Source organism: Thalassospiraceae bacterium LMO-JJ14, assembly GCA_021555105.2.
Taxonomy (GTDB): Bacteria; Pseudomonadota; Alphaproteobacteria; order Rhodospirillales; family Casp-alpha2; genus UBA4479.
In genome coordinates, this window is the sequence record CP134604.1 from 137,451 (window position 1) to 163,168 (window position 25,718).

Here is a 25,718-nt window from a genome sequence, read left to right on the forward strand (position 1 = left end):
CTGTCCAGTTACGTTCGTAGTCTGAATTCTGTTCAGTGAAACCGGGCCAAGAGCAACAATAGAACATAATGGCGAACGAAGCAGATATCGACGGCGGAAACGCTCCCAAGGCCTACCTGGACCTCGTACGAACCCTCACCCACGAGGTTCGGACACCCCTCAGCACCATCATCGGCTTTGCCGACATGATCGAGAACGAGATGCTGGGTCCGCTCGGCAATCACCGCTATCGCGATTATGCCGAGGACATTCACAAAGCGGCCCGGGTAATCCTCGAAACCCTGGATGACATCTCGCAGCCGGCCCACTTTGCACACTACAAGGAAGCCGAAGAAGACTTCCGCCACCTGATCGAGCTTGCCCCGGATCTGATCTGTATCTGCCGCGACGGACGCATTGAACTGATCAATCCCGCCGGTGCCGGCATGCTCGGCGTCTGGCCCATCGAAACCCTGAAAGACCGGTTGCTGTACGATTTCATCCATCCGGATTTTCAAAGCACGATCAGCCCGGACCTGAAAGACCTGGCAAAGGAAAAGCTCAGGGTGCCGATAAAACTGCGCAGGAGCGATGAGCTTTCCGTTGATGTCGAAATCGCCGCCCTGCCCTATAAAGCGACCGGCACGAACGACAGCGACGCGGTCATGGTCATTGCCCGCGATGTCACGGAACGAAACCGCGCCCTGTCCGCCGTCCAGCAACGCGAGGAAAACCTTCAGCTGGTCCTGGATGCCGTTGCCGACGGCATCGTAACCGTCGATCAAACCGGCCGCATCGAACTGGCCAACGCGGCCATCGAACGGATGTTCGGCAGCAATGCCGAGACCCTGATAGACCAGCACATCGGCGTACTTATCCCGGCGTTTGAGAACGCGACATCGCAGACATTCCTGATAAAAAGGGAACCTCACGATGACGATTTCGGTCTTGAACAAGAAAATGAAATGACCGGCCGTCATGTTGACGGTCATGACATTCCTGTCGAGGTCGTTTTCACGGAGTCGTCCAGTGCCGGCAGGCAGCGCTATATCGGCGCCATTCGCGATATTACGGCGCGCAAGAATTACGAGAACCGGCTCAGGACCATGGCGACCCGGGATGAACTGACGGGGCTAGCCAACCGCAACCTGCTGGGCGAGCGCCTGTCCGACGCCATGAAGCGAACCGATGCGAACGGCGGCAACCTGGCCTTGATCTATGTCGACCTGGATCAGTTTCAAAACATCAACGACGCCTTCGGCCACGAGGTCGGCGACCAGGTCATTCAGATGGCCAGTCACCGGCTGCAATCGTGCGCCCGTGACGGCGACACCATCGCCCGTGTCGGCGGGGACGAATTCCATATTCTGATGCCGGGTGTTTCCGGCGAAGAGGAAGCCGCCTCCCTGGCCGGTGACCTGCTGGTGGCATTATCGATCCCCTATGACATCGATGGCCGGGAAATCTTTTCATCCGCCAGTATCGGCGTCGGTACGTATCCGGCACACGCTGCGACACTGTCGGAATTGATGCGCAACGTCGATACCGCCGCCAACAATGCGAAAAGGGACGGCCGCGCGAATTACAAGATATACACGCCGCGCATGTCGGAAGAAGTGCACCGCCGCGTCGATCTTGGCCACCAGCTCAGACGCGCGCTGGAGAACGACGAGCTGACCCTGAATTATCAGGCCAAGGTCGATCTGTCGTCGCAACGGATTGTCGGCGCCGAAGCACTGCTGCGCTGGTCGAACGAGAACCTGGGCTTCGTATCGCCGGCGGAATTCATCCCCATCGCCGAGGAAACGGGGCTGATCGTGCCGATCGGCGAATGGGTCTTGCATACCGCCTGCCGGGAAGCGGCGGAGTGGAAAACCACGGACGGCTTGCGCCCGCAGGTCGCGGTTAACCTGTCGGCCTTGCAGTTTCTGCATGGCGACCTGATCTCGCGCGTCACCAGCAGTCTCGCCGATTCCGGTCTCGACCCTGAAAACCTGGACCTCGAACTGACGGAAAGTCTTCTCGTCGAACGCCCGGACGAAACCATTCACACGCTGAAAATTTTAAAGAACAAGGGGATTACGATCTCCATGGACGACTTCGGGACCGGCTACTCGTCGCTCAGTTACCTGACGCGATTCCCGCTGGATTCCCTCAAGGTTGACCGTGCCTTCGTGACAGACCTGCCTGACGACCGCGATGCCGTCGTCGTGGTCCGCGCCATCGTCGGCATGGCCAAGCAGCTGGATTTGCATATTGTCGCCGAAGGGATCGAAACCGAACGGCAGATGGAATTTTTGCACGGGCTGGGCTGTCATACCGGGCAGGGGTATTTGTTTTCGAAGCCTGTCAGCAATGCCCAGTTCAAGGAACTGTTGCTGGCCCGTGCCGCCGAATAAATCGCGCATGCCCCTAAGTGCTTGAGCATTCGGGCCATTTTGGGCATTCTCGGCGCGTTTTTCCGCTTCGCCATAAATAAAGACCGAAAATCATGACCGAGAACCGCGTCTACCTGTTCGATACCACGCTGCGCGACGGTGCGCAGACCCAGGGTGTTGATTTCAATCCCGCCGACAAGGAACTGATTGCGCGCGAACTTGATAACATCGGCCTCGATTACATCGAAGGCGGCTGGCCCGGCGCCAACCCGACCGACAACAGTTTTTTCGGCAATCCGCCGAAGCTGAAACGTGCCAAGCTGACGGCCTTCGGCATGACGCGCCGCGCCGGGCGCAGTGCCGACAATGATCCGGGTCTGACGGCGATCCTCGAGCCCGATGTGCCGTGTGTCTGCATGGTCGGGAAATCGTGGGATTTTCATGTCGACGTGGCACTCGAAATCGAGCACGCGGAAAATATCCGCATGATTGCCGATAGCGTCGCGCTTGCGAAAACCCGCAAGGATGAGGTCATGTACGACGCCGAGCACTTCTTCGACGGCTACAAGTCGAACCCGGATTTTGCCCTGGCATGCCTGAAAGCGGCATACGATAACGGCGCGCGCTGGGTCGTGCTGTGCGACACCAACGGCGGCACCTTGCCGCATGAAATATCCCGCATCGTCGGCGAAGTCACCGAGCACATTCCCGGCAGCCATGTCGGCATCCACGCACATAACGATACCGGCAACGCCATCGCCAATTCCCTGGCCGCCGTTGTCGCCGGTGCCCGTCAGGTTCAAGGCACGCTGAACGGCCTCGGCGAACGCTGCGGCAATGCCGATCTGATTGCGATCATTCCGTCGCTGACCGTGAAAATGGGGTTCGAGACCAACGTCCGCCCGGAAGACATGAAACAGCTGACGCACATTTCCCGGCTGCTCGACGAGCGGCTGAACCGCGCCCCCGCCAAGGGCGCGCCGTATGTCGGCGAGTCCGCCTTCGCGCACAAGGGCGGCCTGCACGTCTCGGCCGTCGAAAAAGACCCCAGAACGTACGAACATATCGACCCCGAACTTGTCGGCAATCATCGGCATATCGTGGTTTCGGATCAGTCGGGACGGTCCAATATCCTGGCGCGGTTCCGCGAAGTCGGCATCGAGGTCGACCCCAAGGACAAGCGCATCGGCCGCCTCGTCGAGGAGGTCAAGGAGAACGAGTTCAACGGTTATGCCTATGACGGCGCCGAGGCGAGCTTCGAGCTTCTGGCCAGGCGCGCGTTGGGTAGTGTACCGGAATATTTCAAATGTTCGAATTTCCGCGTCATCGACGAGCGCCGCTGGGATTCCAACGGCAATCTGGTGACGTTGTCGGAAGCGACCGTCAAGCTCACCGTCGGCGGCGAGGATCACATGACCGTGGCCGAGGGGAACGGCCCCGTGAACGCACTGGATGCGGCCATGCGCAAGGTGCTGACGCCGATCTATCCGACCCTCGAAGGGTTGCGCCTCGTCGACTACAAGGTGCGCATCCTGACCCCGGGTGACGGCACGCGCGCCATTACCCGCGTCATGATCGAAAGCGCGGACAGCGACGGCGAACACTGGTCGACCGTCGGCGTTTCCGCCAACATCATCGATGCCTCCTATAACGCACTCCGCGACTCGCTGGTCTATCTGCTGTACCGGGATGGCGCGGAAGAACCTTCCGCCGACTGACCCGCCCCATGAGCGGAAAAACCTTCGCGGTGGTGCTGGTCGAGCCGCAACTCGGCGAAAACATCGGCATGTGCGCACGCGCCATGTGGAACTGCGGCCTCGACGATCTGCGTCTCGTTCAGCCGCGTGACGGCTGGCCGTCCGAAAGTGCGCGCGCCGCCGCATCCGGCGCCGATACGGTCATCGACAATGCCCGCGTCTTCGAAACCACCGCGGACGCCATCGCCGATCTCGACTTCGTCCTGGCGACAACCGCCAGACCGCGCGACATGACCAAGCCGGTCTTCACACCCGAAGCCGCCGCCCGGGACATGCGGACACGCCTGGACGGCGGACAACATACCGGTGTGCTGTTCGGCAAGGAAGCCTGGGGCCTCAACAACGATGACGTGGTTCTCGCCAACGCCATCCTGACGGTGCCGCTGAACCCGGCGTTCACCTCGCTCAATCTGGCCCAGGCGGTGCTTTTGATGAGTTACGAGTTCTACAAGCTGGACGACGAGACGCCGGCACACGAGCTGCGGATGCCGTCCGACACCCGCCCGGCCAACAAGGACGAGTTGAACCATCTGTACGAACATCTTGAAAAAGAACTCGAAGGCGCCGGTTTTTTCACCTCCGCCGAGAAACGGCCGACGATGGTCCGAAGGCTGCGCAACATGCTCGGCCGTGCCGGCATGACGGAACAGGAAGTACGCATGTTCAGGGGCATCATCTCGGCGCTGACCCGGCGCAACCGGATCAAGCCGGACTGACAAGATTTTTCGCATTAACCGCAGAGGCACAGAAAAGCCTTGGCTTCCTGCCTCTCCACCGTCATTCCCGCGCAAGCGGGGATGACGTACAGGTTTCGAATGAATATCTCTGTGGTCCAGCCGCCGCTATTTCCCAATCGCAGCGTTGAGGCGCGCCAGAGACTCTTCGGGCCAGTACGCCGGGCGATCATACGCTTCAGGCACCTGCGGCTTGCCGTCGCCGAGCACGACCCACGGCTGCTTGGTCGATGTATAGATATGAATATCCGGCGGCATGGCATCCGGATTCAGCAGCGCACCGACGCGGATGAAATTCACGGCGGGCCCGAGGCGGTTGTAATTGCTCCACACCGTGACGCGGCATTCCGGGCATCGCCAGTGGGTCTGTCCATGGCCGCTCGGCGACGGCACGGTGACCGCCACCGGTTGCCCTTCGATCAGTTCGACCCGGTCCGCCTCGATGAACGCGTTGAGCGCAAAGGCCGAACCGGTTTCGCGCTGACACCAGCGGCAATGGCAGCAATGCACGAACATCGGTGCGCCGTGCACCCGGTAGCGCACATGCCCGCAGGTGCATTTGCCTTCGTGTTCGGTGTCCGCGGTCATTGTGACTAAATCCTTTTCGAGAGCCAGATCGCGATCCGCGAGCCCGTCTTGACGGCGGCTTTCAGCACCTCGTAACCGGGGGCTTCCTCGGCGCCTTTTTCAAGCGCTGTCGCGCGGTGTTCGAGTTCTTCGAGGCGGAATTTCTCGCAGGTGTCGCGCAGGTCCTGCTGATCGCCCTCGGCATCCAGCGCCGCGACCTGCTCGGCGTAATGTTCGTCGATCACTTCCTCGACGGCGACGGTGCAGGCGTGCGCCGCTTTCTCGCCCAGCAGTGCCGTGCCCGCGCCCAGCGCGAACCCGGCGGCATGCCACAGCGGCATCAGCGCCGTCGGCCGCACCTTGTTGGCGCGGATCAGCTGATTGAACTTGTCGAGATGAGCGCGTTCCTGATCGGCCATGTGTTCGATATCGGCCCGGTCGGCGCTCTTACCGAGCACCGCGAGTTGGCCCTCGTAAATCCTGACAGCACCGTATTCACCCGCATGATCGACGCGGATCATGCTTTCCAGCATGTCTTTCCTGGAAAGGTCGCCCGGCATGCGGTGCGGTTTTCGGCGCGTGCTCATCTAGACCTCGTCGGTGTTAGCCAGTCTGCGCCATGCACAAAACGATGCCACGGCAAAAGCCAGCGATGCGGCGACATTGTAGGTCGCCATGGAGACGCCGAAAAGTGTCCAGTCGATATCGCCGCACGACTTCACGGGTTTTTTCTGCAGCGCGGCGAGGAAATCCTGCGTCGTCGTGATGGTTTCGCCGCTCGAGCCGCAGGGCGCCGCCGAGGCCCACCACAGTTGCTCGACGCCGACATGATAGAAAGCGATCCCGGCCCCTGTCAGGAACGTCAGCGACGCCAGCAGAACGATCCGCCGCCTGGCACCGGCGTCATGCATGAAGAACGCGGCGATGCCCAGCACGAGGATCGCGCCATAAGGGACGCGCTGATAAAGGCACAGCACGCAGGGTTCGTAATCGAAACCGAATTCGGCGATATAGGCGGTGGCGAGCGGGCCGATGGCGGCCGCCAACAGCGCCCAGGGCAGATAACGGTTGAGGGTCTCGGCGTTCGGCATGTTCAAGATATAGGCGCGAACGCCCCTCCGGTTAAGTCAAAAACTTGAGAACGACAATACCGACGACCAGCAGGGCGCAGAAGGCAAGGGTCAGCAGCCCCAGGCGTTTTTCGATAAACGCCTGTATCGGCTTGCCGAATTTCCACAACAGCAGCGCGACGAGGAAGAACCGCGCGCCGCGCCCGACCGCGGACGCGATCACGAAGGGTGCGATGTCCATCCCCGTGACGCCGCTGGCGATGGTGAAGATTTTGTACGGGATCGGGCTGAACCCGGCGGTAAAGACGATCCATACGCCGTTTTCGTTGTAGGCCGCGCGCACCGCCTCGAACTTCGCCGAGGCATGGTACATATCGAGGATCGGCCGCCCGATCTCGTCGAACAGAAAGGCGCCGATGAAATACCCGAACAGCCCGCCCAGAACCGACGCAACGGTGCAGACAAGTGCAATCCGGAACCATTTCGTGCGCGCCGACAAGACCATCGGGATCAGTAAAACATCCGGCGGAATCAGGAAGAACGAGCTTTCGGCGAACGAAACCAGCGCCAGAATCCAGATCGCGTGCCGGTGAGCCGACCATTCAAGAGCCTTGTCATAAAGCGCGCGCAACATCAGATATAGGGTATCCTTGCAAGCCGGTGGTTGGCAGCGGTGAGACGTCTTTAGCAGCCCTGCCCGGGGCTGGCAACGGGGGCGGAAATTGCCGCCCGAAAGCACCCTCGCCGCAGTGGACAGAGACGCCCCGATACCCTATGTTCCCACCGCTCCACCGTGTGCGGGTGTGGCGGAATTGGTAGACGCGCCGGATTCAAAATCCGGTTTCTTCGGAAGTGTCGGTTCGAGTCCGACCACCCGCACCACCTCAACCAGGAGAATCCACTTTGGCATATGAAGTCGTTGAAAGGATCGGAAATGGAGGATTTGGCGTAGTCGATGAGGTAAAGGATGACGAAGGTGAATATTGGGCAAAAAAAACGTTAGACGTCGCCCTTCAGCCTCACATTGACCCGGACGAGCTTCGCGCAAGATTCGAGAGAGAAGTAAGATATCAAAGCGAAGTAGCACATCCAAATGTCGTGAAAATTCATGATTATGACTTAGATGCCGATCCGCCATGGTTCATAATGGAGCTTGCGGAAAACAGCTTAGCGGATGAGCTTGAAGATGATCACACACTTAGTGGCGATCCAAGACAACCATTGTTTGACATATTGGCAGGTTTACAGGCACTGCATGAGCGTGGGTTCAAACATCGCGACCTAACTCCCGCAAACGTGCTGAAATTTGTCGAAGAAGATGGTGGCATCAGATATGCAATCTCTGATTTTGGGCTTATTGCGCCTGAGGCTGGGCAAACGACCACGTTGACTGGCAGTAATATGGGAGGCGGCACCCCGATGTATCGCGCGCCGGAATGCGCGATAAACTTCAAGCGGGCAACCGCACAGTCAGACATATATTCTGTTGGAGCGATCCTGCATGACATATTTGGCGGGAAACAAACTCGCATACCCCACATTGAACTGACTGTTCCTGGCCCATTGGGAGAAATTGTACAACATTGTACAAAAACAAATCCACGCAGACGTTATTCAAACGTCGGGGCGTTGCGGGAACGTTTGTATGAAGTTCTCAGCGTTGAAGAGATTAGTTTTACCTCTGTTGAAGAAGAAGAAATCGTAACGTTGCTCAAAGGGTCCGATCATTTATCCGACGACGAATGGGATCGGGTTTTTAACCAAATCGATGAAAACGATGCTGGAAATCAGTCGAACCACGCAATTTTTCGTGTATTGAGTATTACTCATATAGAGCAATTGGCTGACGAGGCACCTGAGTTATTAGCTTCTCTCGGAGACGATTATGCAAAATATGCACAACTTTCTGGGTTTGATTTCGATTATTGCGATGTGATTGGGACTAGAGCGCGTGCAATCTTCGAAAGGGCCGAACTCGACCTGCAGGCAAGGATAGCTGTCTCAATGTTTATGCTCGGCACCCGTCACAATAGATGGTTTGTTGAACGCATTTTCTTGCGTATGGCAGGAAAAGAGATATCTGACACGCTCGCCGAAAGAATAAAGATTGAGCTAGAAGTCCAAAATATCAATTTTTCAAGAGGAATAGAGCACTTAGAATGGTCTATCTCGGCTTCACGTGAGGATCTTCATTCTATTTTGCAAGACTTCTTAAATGATGCAGAAAATGGAAATTGATATTGGTCATTTTTCCTGCCCAGGAAGAAATGGGGGCAATCAAGATGTCGTATTACCGCCACTATTTGAGGGCGGATACGTTTGGGCGGCGATTGCGGACGGAGTCGGGGGCCATGTCGGCGGAGAAGTCGCTGCGCGAACCGCAATTGAGACCGTAAAACAAGAAGCCACCCAAGGCTCTAAGGCTAAATTAAAGTCTATAATTAACTCTGCTCATAAAGCGTTAGTGTCAAAAGCTGAGACTGCCGCCTCATTGACCGAAATGTCGACAACACTCTCCATTGTTCGCGCATCACGCAAGCAGGCAGAAGTTGCTCACATTGGTGACTCTAGGATTTATCATCTCCGCGACAATGGCCTCATGACAAGGACTAAAGATCAAACAGAAGTAAATGAACTTATTGAAAACAGAGTTCTCACAAAAAAAGAAGCGCGAAGATACCCAAGACGTCATGTTCTTCTAAATTCACTATCGGTCAGAGAGCATTCCAACGTTTTTGAAACATCCTTTAGTGTGTGTCCTGGGGATAGAATTATTTTGCTTACCGACGGGGTATATGAAGTCCTACTTCGATCCGAGATACGAGACCTATCGTTGAAAAGTGCAACATGTAACGAACTGTGCGCACATATAAAGTCTGAAATAGAAGACCGTGGGATCGTTGATGATTATTCTGTTTGTGCATTTTCAATCAACTAAAGTTTTTTCTCCCCCGAGGCTTCTTTCAAAAAATTCATAGCCACCTCAAACGAGGACAATCCTTGAGCCAGAATCCACAGCACGCCGAACCGGAATACGCCGTCGAGATCGAAGGCCTGAGCAAGGTCTACGAAAGCTCCAACAAGCAGGCGCCGAAGCACGCCTTGAAGGACGTTTCGCTGAAGATTAAGCGCGGCTCGTTCTTCGGCCTTTTGGGGCCGAACGGGGCCGGTAAATCGACGCTGATCAACATTCTCGCGGGCCTCGTCAACCGCACGTCGGGTAGCGCGAAAATCTGGGGCCACGACATCGAAACCGACATGCGCGCGGCGCGCCGCTCGATCGGCGTGGTGCCGCAGGAGCTCAACATCGATCCGTTCTTCACGCCCAGGGAGCTGCTCGATCTGCAAGCCGGCCTCTATGGCGTGCCGGCGGCCGAGCGCCAGACCGACGACGTGCTTGCCGCCGTCGGTCTTTCCGACAAGGCCGACGCCTATACCCGTTCGCTGTCGGGCGGCATGCGGAGACGGCTACTTGTCGGCAAGGCGATGGTGCACCGCCCACCGGTTTTGGTCCTCGACGAGCCGTCGGCGGGCGTCGATGTCGATCTGCGCCGCCAGCTCTGGACCCATGTCCGCGAAATGAACGAGCAGGGAATCACCGTCCTTTTGACGACCCATTACCTGGAAGAGGCCGAGGCGATGTGCGACGAGATCGCCATCATCAACCACGGCCGCATCATCGCCTGCGAGCCGACCGAGACCATGCTGCGCCGGATCGACGCCAAGCAGATGAAGGTCGTGCTCAGCAAGCCGCTGACCAGGATCCCCGATGCGCTCAAGCCCTACAACCCGACGCTGGGCGAGGCGGATTGCCTGTCGGTCAGCTTTGCGCCGTCGGAGACCCCGGCCCGCAAGGTTCTTCAGGACATCGAGGACGCGGGGCTTGTTGTCCGGGATTTCTCGACCACGGATTCCGATCTCGAAGACATCTTCATCCGTCTGACGCACGGTGACGACGATGAAGGTTGTTGAGCGCCGCCTGCTTGCCTTTCTTTTCCTGCCACTCCTTCTTTTAGCGGTCGCCTGCACGCCCCGGCTCGTCGATACCGGCCCGGCGGCGTGGACCCCCGCGCTTTACGAGACGCACTTCTGGACCCGCGACGGCATCGCGCTTTCCTACCGGCGCTGGCTGCCGGAAACAGCGCCGAAAGCGGTGATCGTCGCACTGCACGGTTTCAACGATTACTCGGCGTTTTTCGAACAGCCGGCGGCTTATCTGATGCGGCAGGGCATCGCCAGCTATGCCTACGACCAACGCGGCTTCGGCGCCAACGGCTTTCGCGGCCGCTGGTTCGCGAACGACCGCCTGCGTATGGACGCTCTTGATTTCACCCGCGCCGTGGCCGCGAAGCACCCGGGCGTGCCCGTTTACCTGCTCGGCGAAAGCATGGGCGGCGCCGTCGCCATGACGCTGGGGGCGGAACACGCAACGCCGTGGATCGCCGGCACCATCCTGTCGGCGCCCGCCGTCTGGTCCCGCGACACCATGCCCTGGTATCAGCGCGCCTCGCTTTGGCTTGCCGCGCATACCCTGCCGGCGCTGCCGTTGAGCGGCCGGGGCTTCAAGATCAAACCGTCCGATAACATCGAAATGCTGATCCAGCTCGGCCGCGACCCGCTGGTGATCAAGGGCACCCGCGTCGATGCCATCAACGGCCTTGTCGACCTGATGGACGAAGCCATGGCGGCGGCCCCCGGCTTGCGCGGCCAGGCGCTGATCCTGTACGGCGGCAAGGATGAAATCATCCGCCGGGGACCGACACAGCAGATGCTGGAACGGCTGCCGCCGTCACCCGAAGAGACCCGGAAGCTGGCCGTCTATCCAGGCGGCTATCACATGCTGCTGCGCGATCTGGCGGCGGAAACGGTGTGGGCGGATATCGCGCACTGGCTCGATAACCCGGCCTCGGCGTTGCCGTCCGGTGCCGACAAGGACGCCCGCCGGCAGCTCAACCCGTAGCCTGTATAATTATTTTTCCTGGCCGCTTAAATCGTCTTGCACGGCGAAAAATTATATCCAATTGATATATCGTTCCGGCGAACCGCCGGTTCTTATGGAGAAACCGAAGATGTTCTCGCGTCAGCTGAGTTTAACCTTGGCAGGAGCGTTTCTGCTCGTCTCGACCGCAGCCCACGCCGTCGATGTCCGCAACGAAAATGAAAAACCGCAAGAGGTTCTGCTGAGCGTCTGGAAAGACGCCAACGGGACCGACACCGTGGACACCCTGATCACCCTCGCACCGGGCGAAAGCCGTTCGGGCGTTTGCGCAGCCTGCATCGTGTCGCTCGGGAAAAGCGAAGAAGCGGAATCCGTGTCCGCTGAACAGACCGATGTGGTGGTGATTGAAAAATCCGGCCTTTTGCGTCTGAACTGATCACGATAACAAAAGGGCGGCACCGCGTGATGCCGCCCTCTTTTGTGTCTTGATCGCGCCGGAATTCAGCTTTTCCCGGCAACGGCCAGTTTGCCGGTGACGCCGTGTTTGTCGATCAGTTCGGCGACGAACCCGCCGGCAATGGCGTCGGCGACGAATTCATTCACGAATGCCGCCAGGTTCTTGTTTTCGTGCTTGGTGCCGATGGCCTGCTGCACGGCGGTGTATTGACCCGGCATCAGCCGCGAACCCGGCAGCTCTTCCGCGTTTTCCCGGAGCGCGGGGACAAGCCCGGCCAGGGCATCGAGCTTTTCCGTCTTGAACAGCTCGAACGCGCCGGGCAGGCCGACGCCGCGGTGCAGGGTCGCGTGTTTCAGGGTCCGGCTCAGATACAGGTCATAGGCCGCGCGTTCGGAAACGGCGATCCGGATGCCCGGCTGGTCCACATCCTCGATCGTCTGCAACGGCGATCCTTCGGGGACAAGATAGGTGGCTTCGATCTCGACATACGGATCGCTGAAAAAGATCGTCTCGGCGCGCTTCGGCTCGATGGCGATCAGCGCGATGTCCCAGGCGTCTTCTTCCAGGGCGTCGGCCAGATCGCCCGGACGCGGGCGCGTGACGTAGCGGACATCGACGCCGAGCTTTTCAGCGATCGCCGCCGACATGTCCGGCGAAATCCCTTCCGGGTCGCCGTTGGCGCTTTCGCCGGTCACCAGCAGGATGTTGCCGAGATTAACGCCGACACGCAGCACGCCGGGTTCGCTCAATTCCGAAAGAATGTCTTCATACACCTGTCTTGTCTCCCCTAAGTGAATTCATTGTCCGTTGAATACCGCCGGATGGCGCCCCGTAACTGTGCGGCGGGCAGCATGCCCTTCTTTATGCAGATCGGCAATCGCGGCCCGAAATCAAGACCCAGTTGGAAGGCGCAGGGGGAAAGCTATGGGGATAATGCTCAAGGGTAAAGCTCAAGGAAGACCTTCAATCTGCACACGTCCGCATCCCCGGTTTGCGGCGCTGACGACATTCTTTGGCAATTGGCGGATATCCGCGAGTGTCAGTCCCTTGATCTTAGTCCCGCCGGGCCGGTTGTTGATATCCGCATTCACCTTGGCCGCGACACTCGCGATCATCGCATTGTCCGCATTGCGGCCGGCTTTCGTGGCCGCCCCCATATGCAACAGTACACCTTCGATGATCCACGGAGACAGCGAACATATTTTGCCGATCTTGTCTTTTTCGCCGATCTCGATCAGGGGAATGATCGAGAGCCGACGCCGCGTACCGTCGATAAGCACGTCGCTCAGAATCGGCTTCAGCACGATCCTTTCCTTCGCAGGCGTTTTACGCGTTACCTTGGGCGGCGCCTTGGCTGCTGACGGCTCGGTTTCCTGTTCCGTCTGCCTTGCTGCTTCCGTGGTTGCCGCGTCATTTCCATCCGGGGTGTCTGCGGGGAGGATTATCAAGCCCACCACGACGGCAATCAGGCCCAACACCACGGCAACGGCGCTGCCAAGAAACAACGGATTGCCGATGAAGGCCTCGAACGCACTTTCGTCGGCGCTGCTTCGGCGTTTTTCGATACTTTGCGTGGTCGCCTTGTTCTTGACATGCAAGGCCGCTTTTTCGGTCCGGAGCTGCTTTTCGGCGTTCAGGATACCGAGAATCCGGGCCTGAACGGCCTCAAATCCCTCCGTCGCTTCACTGTCCAGAGCGTTCTCGATTCTCGCGGTAAATTCCGCGCGCGGCCCGGCATCGCGTTTCCGCTTGAACAGCAGCAAGGCCACATTCTCCATCACGGCACGCAGTTGCCGTGCGGAACTTGTCGCGCTGACGGCGGCCAGAATACCTTGCTCGGTGTCCTCGAATACGACGGTCCAGTTTGTCGTACCGTCCGGATTCAGCACGCGCTGACCAACAGCGTCGCCCTGCATCGGGTTTTGCTCCTCGTTCATACACACTCCATGCCTGCGCCTATTCGTGGCGCTTTGAACGCATCCCTAGCATGTTTTATGCCGTCATACTGCGATGGCCGTCACATCATTGAAAAAAAGAGGTAATTAGTCGTTAACGCCATGCCCGAGGCTTCTCACAAAACCCACGCCTGCATCCGATGCCCGGGCATCCGCGAAACGGGTGCCCGGGCCCGATGAGCCGATCACCCCGCTTGCAGAAAGAGAAAATGCATCTCAATATATACACTATAATGAATATAATGAGCTTTATGGGAGACTCACCATGTTAAGACGCCTATTTACATCTGCTGTATTGATTCTTGTGGCAGCCTTCATGGCAATGCCCGTTTCCATCGCCAACGCCCATGACGGATCCGATCACCACCTGATCATTCATGTCGACGAAAACGATCCTTCAAAAATGAACCTCGCCATGAACAATGCGGCGAACGTCACATCCTATTACGCAGGCAAAGGCCAGAAGGTCAAAATCGAGATCGTCGCCTACGGCCCGGGCCTGATGATGCTTCGCCCTGACAAGTCACCGGTCGCTGACCGCATCAAGCATTTCGCCGGCAGTTTCGACAACATCACCTTCGACGCCTGTGGCAACACCATGCAAAAAATGTCGAAGAAAGAAGGTACGCCGGTCAAAGTCTACGATTTCGCGCAAGTCGTGCCGTCCGGGGTTATCCAGATCATGACCCGCCAGGACGAGGGCTGGCATTATCTGCGCCCCTGAGGCTGAGGCTTGAATCAACGTCGCGGCGCCGGGGATCATCTCCGGTGCCGTTTTTTTTAAGCCGGTGGAAAGACCGGCTCTTCCATACCGGTTTCCCAGGCAGGATACTTTTCCATCACGCCGAGGAAACGGTCCGATTCCAAGATAACCTGCAACCAGCGTTGCACGCCGGTGAGCGCGAGGGCATCGAACCAGGCGCGATCCGTATTGGCGAACTGGCGGACGAACGGCGCAATCGCCGCATCGGCGAGCGAGAAATCATCGCCGCACAGATACGCCGTTTTATTCAGGCGTGCGTCCAGTTTCTCGAGAAATATCAACCCCCCGGCACGATGCGCGGCGGGATCGGCGTTCTGATAACGGGTCGGATATTTGTAGCGATCCAGATCGTCCTTGAACGGGCCGTCGTTTTCTGCGATCAGCGCCTCGACCCCGGCGCGGTCATCATGTAGCGGGGTCAGCCAGCCTTCGGGATCGTTGCGGCCGAGCGCCCAATACATGATCTCCAGGCTTTCCTCGATCACCTGGCGGTCGCCCAGCGCCAGTACGGGGACCGTGCCCTTGGGCGACGCCGCGATCATTTCCGGCGGTTTGTTTGCAAGCACGACTTCGCGCAAGGCGCACCTTTGCCCGGCGGCGGCAATCGCCATGCGCGCCCGCATTGCATAGGGGCAGCGGCGGAACGAGTACAGGACGGGCATCTCGTCAATGCTGCTGTCCGTCATGCGGCTGCCTCAACCGCTCTCGGCGGATGATTTATTGAGGGGTCTATAAATTGCGCCCAGATGCGCCTCGCCGCGTTCTTCCGCCCGCTCGACCTGGGCCTGCCGCGCCGCATAGCGCGCGCGCTGTTCGTCCGTGCGTTCGTCGATGCAGTGGTCGCACGACACGCCCGGCACATAGTTCGGCGACGCGCGCCCGGCCGGATCGACGGGGCGGCGGCAGGCGTGACACAGTTCGTGCTCGCCGAGTTCAAGGCCGTGTTTCACCGACACCCGGTAATCGAAGACGAAGCATTCGCCCTGCCAGCGGCTCTCGGTTTCGGGAACCTCCTCCAGGTATTTCAGGATGCCGCCCTTGAGGTGGAACACGTCATCGATGCCCTGTGCCTTCAGATACGACGTCGCCTTTTCGCAGCGGATGCCGCCGGTGCAGAACATCGCGACCTTTTTGTTTTCCAGCTCTGCGCGGTGTTCCTGCAGCCACCCGGGAAAGTCGCGGAAGCTGGCCGTCTGCGGATTGATCGCCCCTTCGAAGCTGCCGATCCCGACTTCGTAATCGTTGCGGGTGTCGATCACGACCGTGTCCGGGTCGCAGATCAGGTCGTTCCAGTCGGCCGGCGCGACATAGGTGCCGACGCTCGACGACGGATCGATATCCGCCACGCCCATGGTGACGATTTCCTTCTTCAGGCGCACCTTGAGGCGATAGAACGGCATCTCCTCGGCGTAGGATTCCTTGTGCTCGAGCGCGCAGCACCCGGGCAAGGCCCGCAGCGCCGCCAGAGCCGCATCGATACCCGCCCGCGTGCCGGCGAGCGTGCCGTTGACGCCCTCCGGCGCGATCAGCACCGTCCCCTTCAGGCCGTGATCCGACAGCCGCGCCCGTAACGGCACGCACAATCCCGCCGGATCGTCGAAGCGGGTGAAATGGTAAAATGCGGCAACAACGATATCCGTCATGGGGGGCAATATACGCCGCCAGCAGGGGAGATCAAATCCTCACACCCGCACGCCGCCTAGGCGGTCACGACCAGAACGCATACCCTCGAACAACCCGGCGTTATATCCCAGGCGTAGCGGATCAAACGGCCGGTCTCTGTGCCGGGCCCATTCACGTCATGCTCAGGATTTCTTTTTGCCCGTCAGGGTCACCGCCGGCTTTCTGGCGCCGGAGTCCGCCGTTGCGGACACTTTCTCCTTAACTTTCTTGGGTTTCTTGGCTTCTCTGTTCCCGCGCTGATTATTACCTTTAGCCATTCTGATACCCTCGGGTTTGCAGCAGGTTCGGCGCTGAGGATCAAGGACGCTCCGCCAACTGCGTGCTGTCCGCGACGCGCATCGATGATGCGGTGCCGACCGCTTACACTAGGCGCAATTCAGCGAATAGCAACGTGAACCGCTCTCAGCATGCCCGCATCCAATCCTTGCACCGCGGCACCTTGAAAGGGTATGTTCCGCGCGTCCTTACATAAGGCACGGCACCCGTAGCTCAGCTGGATAGAGCGCTGCCCTCCGAAGGCAGAGGTCACAGGTTCGAATCCTGTCGGGTGCGCCATTTTCCATGTTAAATCAATTAGTTGCAAAGTTTACTCTCCCAACGAAGTCTTGGGTGTGACCATAGTGTGTCCATAATCGTCCAATACACTTACCGCTCGCCGAAGGTGATCGGGCGCGAGGTGAGCGTATCGCTGGACCATATCGAGCGATTTGTGCCCCATTAAGTGCATGGCGTCATAGAGAGGGATGCCGTTCTGAACGAGGCGTGATGCATAGGTATGACGAAGGTCGTGAAAACGGACATCCGGCATACCAGCGTCGTTACGAGCGCGATTGAACGCGCTTTTAATATCCGACAGCCCCCTACCTCGATACGTGAACACGCGCCCATGGTCTTGAGGATGAAGGCTCGCCAAAACAGCGAGCGCCGGGCGCGGCAAGGGTATATGTCGATCCTCCCCGTTCTTCGTTTCGCGGAACGTCACAAGCCCACGCTCCATATCAACATCTCGCCAATCGAGATTGAGTATTTCGCCCTTCCTTCCGCCCGTACTTAGCGCAAATCTGATGATGGGAACCAAGTGGGCCGGTGAGCACATGACCAGCCGTTGCTCTTCTTCCTCACTGAGGAAGCGATCTCTCCGATGATCTTTCGGCAATCTGGGGAACCGAGGCTGAACCTCCAGAAGATCGTTTCGCCAAGCTTTGTTGAGTATCGCGCGAAGGATTGATACCTCGCGCCGTACAGTCGCCGGTGCAACGCGTTGCAATCTTTCTTCCATATAGTTCGAGATCACTGAGGGCGTTATATCGCCAGCATTGTATGCCCCAAACCAAGCCGCCAAATCTCGCAAACGATACCGCGCGCTACTCATGAATGTTTTAAGGTGGTCTCTTTTTTGCTCTTGCGCGTAGCGGTTTACCGCTTCAATGAAGGGCAAAGGTGGTTTTTTATCAAAGTTCTCGGAGAGAAATTTCTGACGCGTCAGGTCTGCTAAGAGGGCCTTCGCTTCTTCAAGGTCGGAAGTTCCAGTACTTCTGCGAATTCGCTCGCCTGTCTTCTTGACCCGATAGTCAATGTAGAACTTTGACGAATTTGGCCGCTGGTAAAGGCCGTCCGGCAGACGTGACTGTTTTCTTGGCATTGCGCCTTCCCCTCTCGAAACTCCTTTGAAGAGACAAATTCATTGATGGTTTTGACATCCCAAACGTGCAGGCGGGTCGACAGCGGGCAAGATGGGATGCCGATGGCATTGAAGGTATCAATACCGATGCCAAGATATGCTGCCGCCTCACTTCGCCTCAAAAAACGGCGTGTTGGGACCCCATTAGCTGAAGTTGGAGAAACTTCCGGGTTAGAACTCTCGCGAAGCTTCTCAGGGCCTGGCTCGCGTCGATAATTGTCCGCTGGCTTTTCACGGTGTCTGAAGCCAGCGGTAATTATTTTTGAACCCCGCCGATATCTGAGGCGAACGGTCATTTGTCCAACCTTGCTTGGACCAATTCCTCCGCCTTTTCACGGCTCAACTCGACATTACCTAATTCAAGCCTTCGACCTTTCTTCTCCCGAACCTGACATCGCTCATGCCACTCGGAGATCAACTTAATGGCTTCGTTGATTTGATTTTTTTCACCACCTCTGAACACAGCCCTGAACATGACAAAGATTGAGAAATCTAAATTCAGCGCAACGAGAAAATCTGGTGCGCGCCGTCTTGCGCGAGAGCCGATTTCTTCCCAAACGCCGACAGAATGAACTTCCGAAAAATCTGAATACAGGAACGGGGCGCTGCCTTGACGCCAAATCTTGAGAATTTGGTCAGGGAACTGCTCACCACCGATTAGTTCCAACAACATAGATTGCTCAGAGAACGGGAAGCCCGAACGGCCTTTCAATTCTCTCAGCACAGCAAGGCGCATTACATCGATTGGCGAGAAGAGACGCCACTTCCCAGATTCACGGCTTTTGGGCTTTATCCCTGTGATCTCGCACCAGACATGGAGTTGCCTACCAGACAACTCAATCTCCGGGAAATGGCGCGGCTGAAGGGTCGCAAGCGCAAGCGGGGGCAAATTACTATCCATAAAAAAATGATACCAAGGTATTGATTTTTGTCAAGTGTTATTGATATGTAGGTATCAATTATTGAGGCATTCGGATTTCAACCATTTGGCTTCCGAAAACCCGAACACAGAGTATGGAGCACTTGATATGAAGAAGTTTTCGTATTGGACCCACGGCGACGGTCATTACTATCGTGTACGCAAAAGGCCAGCCAGTTTTCAGTATCAACGTTGCAATCGCGCCACCTACCGCCATCGCCAGAGGCCTATACAGCCTCTCAAGATGCCATATTCAGGACCCTTTAAAAGCGGACCAGAACATCCCCGCTGGGTTAACCGAGACGCGCTCTTGATCGAGCTAAAATCCCGAATTTATGGGTCTTGGGTCGTAATCGGCACTGAGATAGTAACGGTAGGGCGTTCGCGAAAAGTACTTTGTCGGTGCTACAAAACGGGCCAAGAGCATTTAGTAAATGTCGACAATTTACTAGCCGGCAAAACTAAGGGGCCACGTGGCGTTAAACATCAGATATCAAAAAACTCAAAGGTTCTTGGGGAGAGATACGACGCAATGATGCAGCGGTGTAAGAACCCTCGCGACCGTAACTATCCGAATTATGGCGGCCGGGGAATCGAGGTCCGTTTCGAGTCGCGCCCTGAATTCATCCTTTGGATGGAGGAGAATCTTCCTCATGAAAATTACAGAGGCGTTGAGATAGATCGCACCGACAACAATGGTCATTACGAGCCAGGAAATTTGAGACTCGTTACTCCACGAGAAAACCTCTGCAACACGCGACGAAATCGTCACGTTATTTATCGAGGGCAATCTGTCTTACAGACTCATTTTTGGCACGTGGTTAAACATGACATTCCCAATTTCAGTTACAGCAGAGAATGGACGACAAAGCTACTTGCAATGGATCTGTCGCCAGATGAAGTGATAAGACGTAGTCGAAATTGGCAGACAAAAGTAATTGAGTTTCCTTCCCCTGAGATTGTTAGAATTTACAGGGAGTGATGGCTTTGGCCCGGAACCTGAGCAGCTTCACAAAGTCCTTGAACGTGGCTGTTCGTCTGGCGTCTCCAGACAGGTTGCGGAGCCACTGGCCGATCCCCTCGAAGCGGTTGGCCTCTTCTGGATGCTCAAGAACAATGCGCTCGTCGTTCTTGTAGGATGCCAGTTGTTCTTCGGTCATACCAATGGTCGCTGCTGCCGTCGCAATGTGGATGTCACCACCGCGTCGGTAGATGTCGATCATCGTGGTTTCGTTGGCCATCCATGCAGCGATACGAAGCTCTGCCTGAGACAAGTCGGCCCCGACCATGACGAACCCGGGCGACGGAATGAATGAGGACTGGTATTGTTTCGCCCATCTGTTCCGCTTAGGGAAGTTTTGGCCGTTGGGGTCCATGCTGGCCGTACGGCCGGTGACGGCTACGTGCAGCATGTAGGACGGGTGGATGTAGCCGTTTCGGTCCGTGTAGTTGTCGTAGAAGCCCCGCAGATAAACTATCGTTCGTCCACTCAAACTCGTATTGGTCGTTTGAAACCTTGCGTACAAAAGCTTGCTTGTTCTTCCTAAGCAACCGACTAGGATATAGTCTAAGATTTTCTATCTTTTGGCGAAAGCGTGGGTGCTTGGTTTTTTAATTCTCAAATACAAACTGATGGGAAAGACGCCTCATATATTTGGGACTCTCTTAAAAGAAAGTGAAATAATCAATATTAATTTTCAATTTAAAGATGTTGGATGCTTTATTAGATTGTTCGAGACTGGTGTACTAATTTTCTGGGCATTTTTTAAATCTAATTCTAATGCTCAGCAGACACCTTAGTGACGTCACTTAAAAGAATCAGAGGGATAGAATGGGGCTTTTTGGGAAAATTTTTGGGGGTGACAAGAAGCCTTCCTCTGACCTCCCGCCAGAGGTCAGAAAGATATTCGACAAGATGGCGCGGGTTATGGAGGACGAAAAACTTCAAAACTCGATGTATCCAGACCAGATAAAAAGTCAGATTGAAAATGGTCAAGATACCGATGAAATTTCATATGCCGTTGGCGAATTCGGCCGTACTGAAGACAATCCTATCCCAGTTAATGGTCCCATCGGGGAGCTGGTTTATCTTTCTTGCCTAAAAACAAAAAGTAACGCGCGGTTACTATTCCATCGACTCGGTTCAATGGACGGGATCGATTTTTATGAGACCGTGACCATCGACGGCCGAGACTGGGATGTCCTTTTCTTTTCTATGTATCATCCACGCAAATCCAAAAAGGCTCCATCTGGCTACGTTTTAACGAGCACAAATGAGCAACCATTGCTGTTTGGGACAAACCGGCGTGTCGAAAATTTTCCGTACAGTCTGCAACAAGCCATCCGAAGTACTACATCAGAGATATTTGGTTTTCCATTGCCGCCGCCCCAGGTTCGACAAGCCGAAGAAAGCGTGAAATTTCAGAGGCCCAAGGACCACCTTCAGCGAGTTAAAAGCCTCGTCGCCCAGTCCCAAGGTTACAGGAGAGACTCATGAGCGAAGAGCCATCCAATGAGCCGACGACGGAAGCGTTAACGCAGTCACTGTTGGACATATCGGTAGAGTCTTGGCGATTTGGTAAGTTGTTTGATCGTCTTCTGGGAAAACTAGATGCTGGAGAACAGAGCCGGTACCGAGGCCAATTCAGATGGTTCCAAAAGAAAGTAGAAGAGTCACTGGTCTCGGCGCAGCTTCGAGTGGTCAATGTTGAGGGACAACAATACGACACCGGCATGGCAGCGACTCCCTTGAATATTGACGAGTTTGACCCGAATGACATCCTCGTTGTCGATCAAATGCTCGAACCCATCCTTATGGGACCAAATGGGATTATTAAGACTGGAACCGTTACGCTCAGGAAGAAGCAGCTATGAGTCATTTCGTTGGTATTGACCTCGGCACAACAAACAGCGCCATTTCATCGTTTGACGGTGAAGAAGTTCGAATTTGGAAGAGTCCCGAGCAAAACGATGTAACTCCCTCGGTGATCTACATTGATCGAAGGGGTAATAAGTACGTTGGAAAGCGAGCCTACGACTCTGCGCCAAACAGTCCTGACAACGCCGCCAGTCTTTTTAAACGGCTTATGGGAACTAGCACTCCCATTCAACTATCAGCAGTGAACGAGACAAAAACGCCTGAAGAATGCTCAGCAGAAGTTTTGAGAGTGCTTTTTGGATACCTACCCGAAGAAATCCGCAATTCCGATGAAACCGGAACCGTTATCACAGTGCCTGCGGCGTTCAACCAAATGCAAAAGGATGCAACGATGCAGGCTGCCGAATTGGCCGGCATCGGCAAGGTTGCACTCATGCAGGAGCCGGTTGCCGCAGTTATGAGCGTCATGCGCGGACGAAAAACGGACGGCATTTTTCTAATCTACGATCTTGGCGGTGGCACTCTAGACATAGCAATTGCAGAAAGTTTGGGTGGGCGAGTAAATCTACTCGCGCACGGCGGCATTGCAATGTGTGGCGGTCGTGACTGGGATCGCACACTCGTCGATAACATTATTAAGCCATGGCTTTTCGAGAACTTTGATTTACCAGAGGATCTCGCAAGCAATGCCGATTACAAAGCCCTAATGCGTTTGGCCGCTTGGTCTACAGAACGAGCAAAAATTGAACTTTCTGCCCGAGAAGATGCGGTAATTAGCCTTTCCGAAACAGAAGCGCGGGTTCGCGATAAATCAGGTGCTGAGGTTTACCTCGATATTCCAATTGATCGAGATACGCTGGACCGCCTGATTGAAGAACGCATCAACGACACAATTGAGTCTGCACGTGACACTTTGACGAAGGCCGGATTGACGGCAAGCGATGTCGAGCGCGTTGTCTTCGTGGGGGGACCAACAAATTATAAACCGCTGCGCGACAAGGTCTCTTTCGAATTAGGGATTCCTGGCAGTTCGGAAGTCAATCCAATGACAGCCGTATCTGAAGGTGCGGCATTATTTGCGGAATCAATTGACTGGAGTTCCCAAAGCCGTGGAAGGAAAAGCAACCGAGGCAAATTGTCTTCGAGCGGCCAACTCGACGTAAGCTTTAACTACATTGCACGAACGCCTGACTCACGGGCGAAGATTGCAACTCAAGTGAATGGAGAAGTGCTTGAAGGTGCTGAGTTTCAGATTGATAGCTTGGATACAGGTTGGACCTCGGGTCGTCTACCCTTGACGAATGGCGCGACTATCGATGTGACACTTGGCAAGAATGGCGACAACGCTTTTAAGGTGTTTGTATTTGATGCCTCTGGTGGTCCGCTCTCCCTTGAGCAAGATAAGATCGTCATTACGCGAACGGCAGCCACAGTCGATGCAATTCCGGCTTCATATTCGATAGGAATAGAAGTCTTGGACAAACTCGGCGGACGGCCAACGCTAGAATGGTTGGTAAGGGCGGGCGACCAACTCCCTAAAAAGGGAAATCGTGTTTTTAAGACAAGCGAGTCCATTAAGGCAGGAAGCTCAAGCGCTATTAACTTCAAACTTTGGGAAGGCGAAATTGACGACCCGGTAACGGATAATCGCTTTGTCGGAATGCTCAGGGTTTCAGGCTCTGACTTTGACGATGGTGTCATACCTGCAGGCGCTGATCTGAACTGTGATTATGAAGTCTTAGACTCTGGCAACATCGTCTTAGAAGTATCCGTCCCTAGCATTGGCGGAACTTTTCATTCAGGCCACAACTTCTATTCTCGAGTTGATGGCCAACTCGACTACTCAAATGTGGCGGCAAGGGTGGCGGAAGACTCAAGCCATACAATGGGCCGCCTTGATGAAATTAGCGATGTAGTTGACGACCCTAAATTAGAACAAGCACGAAAAAAATTGTCTCGTGCGTCTGACGTCGATCTAGAACAGCCCGACACAGAGCAGGCTCAAGAAGCGATGGAGAGCGTTCTTGAAGCGAAAAAATTGCTCGCTCAGGTTCGCAAGGATCACCTTAAGGAAATTCGACAGCTCGACCTCGACCAAGTGAAAAGCTTCTTTGACAATCATATCCGGGAGCATGCCCGCCCCAGCGAAGAAACTGCTTTCGACAACCTTGTTCGCACGGCGCAGCGTGAGATTGACAGAAACGGTAGAGGCTTTGAGAGCCACCTTGACGAATTGCAGACCAAAAATTTTGAAATTCTATGGCGGCAAGATTGGTTTGTTGTGGAGAAATTCAAGCACATGGTTCAATCGCCATTCAATTTCTCAGACAAGCAAAGATTTGAAGAGTTGGCATCTCAAGGTCTGGAGCACCTCCGATCAGACGATATAGATGCGCTCCGTCAAGTGGTCGCCTTAATGGGAATGATGCAGATTGGTTCCACGTCCGAGACGGATATGTTGGATATCGTCAATATTGTTAGGGGCTAATCAATGCCGGGCGACAGATGGCTTCCAATAAATTACGAAACCTCTGAGGGTATAGTATTCCGTAAGCTCGTCAGCTTTGGCGATCATTGGCAAATATATGATTCAGGACGCGGCGCCCGCGTTCTCGTCTGCGAAAAAATGATAGGCGAACGATGGATTTCAGAGGGCTTCCTGGATGAATCAGCGCTAACCAGCTTTTCCTTTGGGCAGAATAATTTTTTCGCAATCGAGTCGGGCCAGAATCAGCAACTGGCGGCTGTGACTGAGTTCATAACTCCCGAGACTAAAGCAGATGCCGCCGCCTTTGCCGTCAGCTTGCGTCACACTCGTCAAATTGATCATGAAGTCTCATTGCATGACGCAATATTCGTCGAACGCTTTTCCCGGTTACTTCCAACCTGGACAGTTTCAGAAAAGATTAGTGATGATCACGTTCTGGGACGTTGGCTAACAGGTGGCGTATCAGTATCAACTTCCTCGTTTCGCCGGATTTCCAATCTTCTTGGATGGCTGAAAAAAGACGAAGTTCTAGATGTTATTGCATTGGGCGGCCTCCCTTTGCCGGATGGTGGTGTTCGCACCGAGGGCAACACTAGATCGAAAGAAGCGCAACAAAATAAGGACGCTGAAACCAGAAAATCTAAAACAGACAGTGCAACGATTCTGAAAGAACCTTCTAGCAATAGTCCATCGGAGTTCAAGCTCAGTGGCCGACCATTCCTTGAAGATTTTTTCAACGAACATGTCGTAGATATCATTCTCCACGAGGACCGTTATCGAGCTCTAGGCGTGGACTTTCCCTCGGCAGTCGTTTTGCATGGTCCGCCAGGGTGCGGAAAAACATTCGCTGTTGATCGTCTCGTCGAATATTTGGATTGGCCTGTTTATCATGTGGACTCTAACAGTGTAGGCAGCCCTTATATTCACGAGACCAGTCGCAAAGTTGCAGAAATCTTTGAAACAGCGATAGAGAACGCTCCAGCGGTCATAGTTATTGACGAGATGGAATCTTTTCTGTCTGACCGCCAATTACATCAGTCCACTGGCTTGCATCACGTTGAGGAAGTAGCGGAATTCCTGCGCCGAATTCCAGAGGCCATTTCTCGCCGAGTATTAATCATCGGCATGACGAATAGACTGGAAATGATTGATCCCGCGATTCTCCGAAGAGGACGTTTCGATCATGTAATTGAAGTCGGCATGCCTACCAGATCTGAAGTTGCCGATTTGGTCTCTTCCTTGCTCGAAAAAATGCCTGTCGCAGGGGAAGTTTCTGTCGAGAAGGCAATCTCAGCACTTACCGGGCGCCCCCTATCAGACGTTGCATTCTCAATTCGTGAGGCTGGGCGCTTAGCTGCAAGATCGGGTAAGGACAAGTTGAGCCAAGACGCCTTAGACCAGGCGATTGCCAGACTTCCGAATGTCTCTGACGAAGAGAAAAGCCGCCCCATAGGGTTTATCTGGGATTGA

General features: G+C 55.4%; 25 protein-coding genes and 2 tRNA genes. 15 read left to right on the top strand and 12 right to left on the bottom strand.

What is annotated here, in order from left to right:
- Positions 1-68: 68 nt before the first annotated feature.
- The 3 genes from L2D14_00635 to L2D14_00645 all read left to right on the top strand — a co-directional run bounded on the left by L2D14_00635 (position 69) and on the right by L2D14_00645 (position 4,830).
- On the top strand, positions 69-2,378 hold the full coding sequence (locus L2D14_00635) for an EAL domain-containing protein (GenBank protein WNJ99948.1): 2,310 nt from the start codon (positions 69-71) through the stop codon (positions 2,376-2,378).
- Positions 2,379-2,470: 92 nt separating this feature from the next.
- A complete protein-coding gene (cimA, locus tag L2D14_00640) occupies positions 2,471-4,075 on the top strand; it encodes a citramalate synthase (GenBank protein ID WNJ99949.1) in 1,605 nt (534 codons plus the stop codon).
- An 8-nt stretch (positions 4,076-4,083) separates the two neighbouring features.
- Positions 4,084-4,830, top strand: coding sequence for an RNA methyltransferase (locus L2D14_00645; GenBank protein WNJ99950.1), 747 nt, complete (start codon positions 4,084-4,086; stop codon positions 4,828-4,830).
- A 126-nt stretch (positions 4,831-4,956) separates the two neighbouring features.
- Here L2D14_00645 and L2D14_00650 read toward each other — a convergent pair whose 3' ends face one another.
- From L2D14_00650 to L2D14_00665, 4 genes are read right to left on the bottom strand one after another with little or no spacing between them, the layout of a single operon-like run.
- Positions 4,957-5,436: a GFA family protein gene (locus tag L2D14_00650; GenBank protein ID WNJ99951.1), complete on the bottom strand. Its 480-nt coding sequence runs from the start codon at positions 5,434-5,436 to the stop codon at positions 4,957-4,959.
- Between the two features lie 5 nt (positions 5,437-5,441).
- A complete protein-coding gene (locus L2D14_00655) occupies positions 5,442-6,002 on the bottom strand; it encodes a demethoxyubiquinone hydroxylase family protein (GenBank protein ID WNJ99952.1) in 561 nt (186 codons plus the stop codon).
- Positions 6,003-6,506: a disulfide bond formation protein B gene (locus L2D14_00660; GenBank protein ID WNK01710.1), complete on the bottom strand. Its 504-nt coding sequence runs from the start codon at positions 6,504-6,506 to the stop codon at positions 6,003-6,005.
- Positions 6,507-6,537: 31 nt separating this feature from the next.
- Positions 6,538-7,119 (bottom strand): YqaA family protein, encoded by a 582-nt coding sequence (locus L2D14_00665; GenBank protein WNJ99953.1) that lies wholly within the window; start codon positions 7,117-7,119, stop codon positions 6,538-6,540.
- A gap of 163 nt (positions 7,120-7,282) precedes the next feature.
- On the opposite strand from L2D14_00665, the gene L2D14_00670 reads away from it, so the two are divergent.
- The 6 genes from L2D14_00670 to L2D14_00695 all read left to right on the top strand — a co-directional run bounded on the left by L2D14_00670 (position 7,283) and on the right by L2D14_00695 (position 11,860).
- A tRNA-Leu gene (locus tag L2D14_00670) sits at positions 7,283-7,367 on the top strand.
- A 21-nt stretch (positions 7,368-7,388) separates the two neighbouring features.
- Entirely contained in the window at positions 7,389-8,723 is a 1,335-nt protein-coding gene (locus L2D14_00675) for a serine/threonine-protein kinase (GenBank protein ID WNJ99954.1), read from the top strand.
- Entirely contained in the window at positions 8,713-9,423 is a 711-nt protein-coding gene (locus L2D14_00680) for a serine/threonine-protein phosphatase (protein ID WNJ99955.1), read from the top strand. Before L2D14_00675 ends, L2D14_00680 begins: the two co-directional genes overlap by 11 nt.
- A 62-nt stretch (positions 9,424-9,485) precedes the next feature.
- Complete coding sequence (locus L2D14_00685) at positions 9,486-10,457, top strand: ABC transporter ATP-binding protein (GenBank protein WNJ99956.1); 972 nt, start codon at positions 9,486-9,488, stop codon at positions 10,455-10,457.
- On the top strand, positions 10,444-11,445 hold the full coding sequence (locus L2D14_00690; protein ID WNJ99957.1) for an alpha/beta hydrolase: 1,002 nt from the start codon (positions 10,444-10,446) through the stop codon (positions 11,443-11,445). The genes L2D14_00685 and L2D14_00690 overlap by 14 nt, the downstream gene beginning before the upstream one ends.
- A gap of 109 nt (positions 11,446-11,554) precedes the next feature.
- Positions 11,555-11,860 carry a hypothetical protein gene (locus L2D14_00695; GenBank protein ID WNJ99958.1) on the top strand — a complete coding sequence of 102 codons (306 nt, stop codon included), beginning with the start codon at positions 11,555-11,557 and terminating at the stop codon, positions 11,858-11,860.
- 65 nt (positions 11,861-11,925) lie between these two features.
- Here the strand turns inward: L2D14_00695 and L2D14_00700 are convergent, their stop codons facing one another.
- On the bottom strand, positions 11,926-12,654 hold the full coding sequence (locus L2D14_00700; GenBank protein WNJ99959.1) for a transporter substrate-binding domain-containing protein: 729 nt from the start codon (positions 12,652-12,654) through the stop codon (positions 11,926-11,928).
- A 177-nt stretch (positions 12,655-12,831) separates the two neighbouring features.
- Positions 12,832-13,818: a hypothetical protein gene (locus tag L2D14_00705; protein ID WNJ99960.1), complete on the bottom strand. Its 987-nt coding sequence runs from the start codon at positions 13,816-13,818 to the stop codon at positions 12,832-12,834.
- A 334-nt stretch (positions 13,819-14,152) separates the two neighbouring features.
- Here L2D14_00705 and L2D14_00710 point away from each other — a divergent pair, with 334 nt between their 5' ends.
- Entirely contained in the window at positions 14,153-14,560 is a 408-nt protein-coding gene (locus L2D14_00710) for a DsrE family protein (GenBank protein ID WNJ99961.1), read from the top strand.
- Positions 14,561-14,616: 56 nt separating this feature from the next.
- On the opposite strand, the gene L2D14_00715 is transcribed toward L2D14_00710, so the two are convergent.
- The 3 genes from L2D14_00715 to L2D14_00725 all read right to left on the bottom strand — a co-directional run bounded on the left by L2D14_00715 (position 14,617) and on the right by L2D14_00725 (position 16,539).
- Positions 14,617-15,285, bottom strand: coding sequence for a glutathione S-transferase (locus L2D14_00715; protein WNJ99962.1), 669 nt, complete (start codon positions 15,283-15,285; stop codon positions 14,617-14,619).
- Between the two features lie 9 nt (positions 15,286-15,294).
- Positions 15,295-16,242: a rhodanese-related sulfurtransferase gene (locus L2D14_00720; GenBank protein ID WNJ99963.1), complete on the bottom strand. Its 948-nt coding sequence runs from the start codon at positions 16,240-16,242 to the stop codon at positions 15,295-15,297.
- Between the two features lie 162 nt (positions 16,243-16,404).
- The gene (locus tag L2D14_00725; GenBank protein WNJ99964.1) at positions 16,405-16,539 is read right to left on the bottom strand and encodes a hypothetical protein; all 135 of its coding nucleotides are present in this window, start codon (positions 16,537-16,539) and stop codon (positions 16,405-16,407) included.
- Positions 16,540-16,760: 221 nt separating this feature from the next.
- On the opposite strand from L2D14_00725, the gene L2D14_00730 reads away from it, so the two are divergent.
- Positions 16,761-16,837, top strand: a tRNA-Arg gene (locus L2D14_00730).
- A gap of 31 nt (positions 16,838-16,868) precedes the next feature.
- Here the strand turns inward: L2D14_00730 and L2D14_00735 are convergent.
- The 3 genes from L2D14_00735 to L2D14_00745 form a co-directional block, all read right to left on the bottom strand.
- Positions 16,869-17,924 (bottom strand): site-specific integrase, encoded by a 1,056-nt coding sequence (locus L2D14_00735; GenBank protein WNJ99965.1) that lies wholly within the window; start codon positions 17,922-17,924, stop codon positions 16,869-16,871.
- Between the two features lie 331 nt (positions 17,925-18,255).
- Positions 18,256-18,864 (bottom strand): MerR family transcriptional regulator, encoded by a 609-nt coding sequence (locus tag L2D14_00740; protein ID WNJ99966.1) that lies wholly within the window; start codon positions 18,862-18,864, stop codon positions 18,256-18,258.
- 980 nt (positions 18,865-19,844) lie between these two features.
- A complete protein-coding gene (locus L2D14_00745; GenBank protein ID WNJ99967.1) occupies positions 19,845-20,375 on the bottom strand; it encodes a DNA polymerase in 531 nt (176 codons plus the stop codon).
- A gap of 338 nt (positions 20,376-20,713) precedes the next feature.
- Between L2D14_00745 and L2D14_00750 the strand changes: the two genes are divergently transcribed.
- From L2D14_00750 to L2D14_00765, 4 genes are read left to right on the top strand one after another with little or no spacing between them, the layout of a single operon-like run.
- Positions 20,714-21,379 carry a hypothetical protein gene (locus L2D14_00750; GenBank protein ID WNJ99968.1) on the top strand — a complete coding sequence of 222 codons (666 nt, stop codon included), beginning with the start codon at positions 20,714-20,716 and terminating at the stop codon, positions 21,377-21,379.
- A complete protein-coding gene (locus L2D14_00755) occupies positions 21,376-21,756 on the top strand; it encodes a hypothetical protein (GenBank protein ID WNJ99969.1) in 381 nt (126 codons plus the stop codon). Before L2D14_00750 ends, L2D14_00755 begins: the two co-directional genes overlap by 4 nt.
- Positions 21,753-24,248: an Hsp70 family protein gene (locus tag L2D14_00760; GenBank protein WNJ99970.1), complete on the top strand. Its 2,496-nt coding sequence runs from the start codon at positions 21,753-21,755 to the stop codon at positions 24,246-24,248. The genes L2D14_00755 and L2D14_00760 overlap by 4 nt, the downstream gene beginning before the upstream one ends.
- Positions 24,249-24,251: 3 nt before the next feature.
- Positions 24,252-25,718, top strand: a complete 1,467-nt coding sequence (locus L2D14_00765) for an ATP-binding protein (GenBank protein WNJ99971.1) — start codon at positions 24,252-24,254, stop codon at positions 25,716-25,718.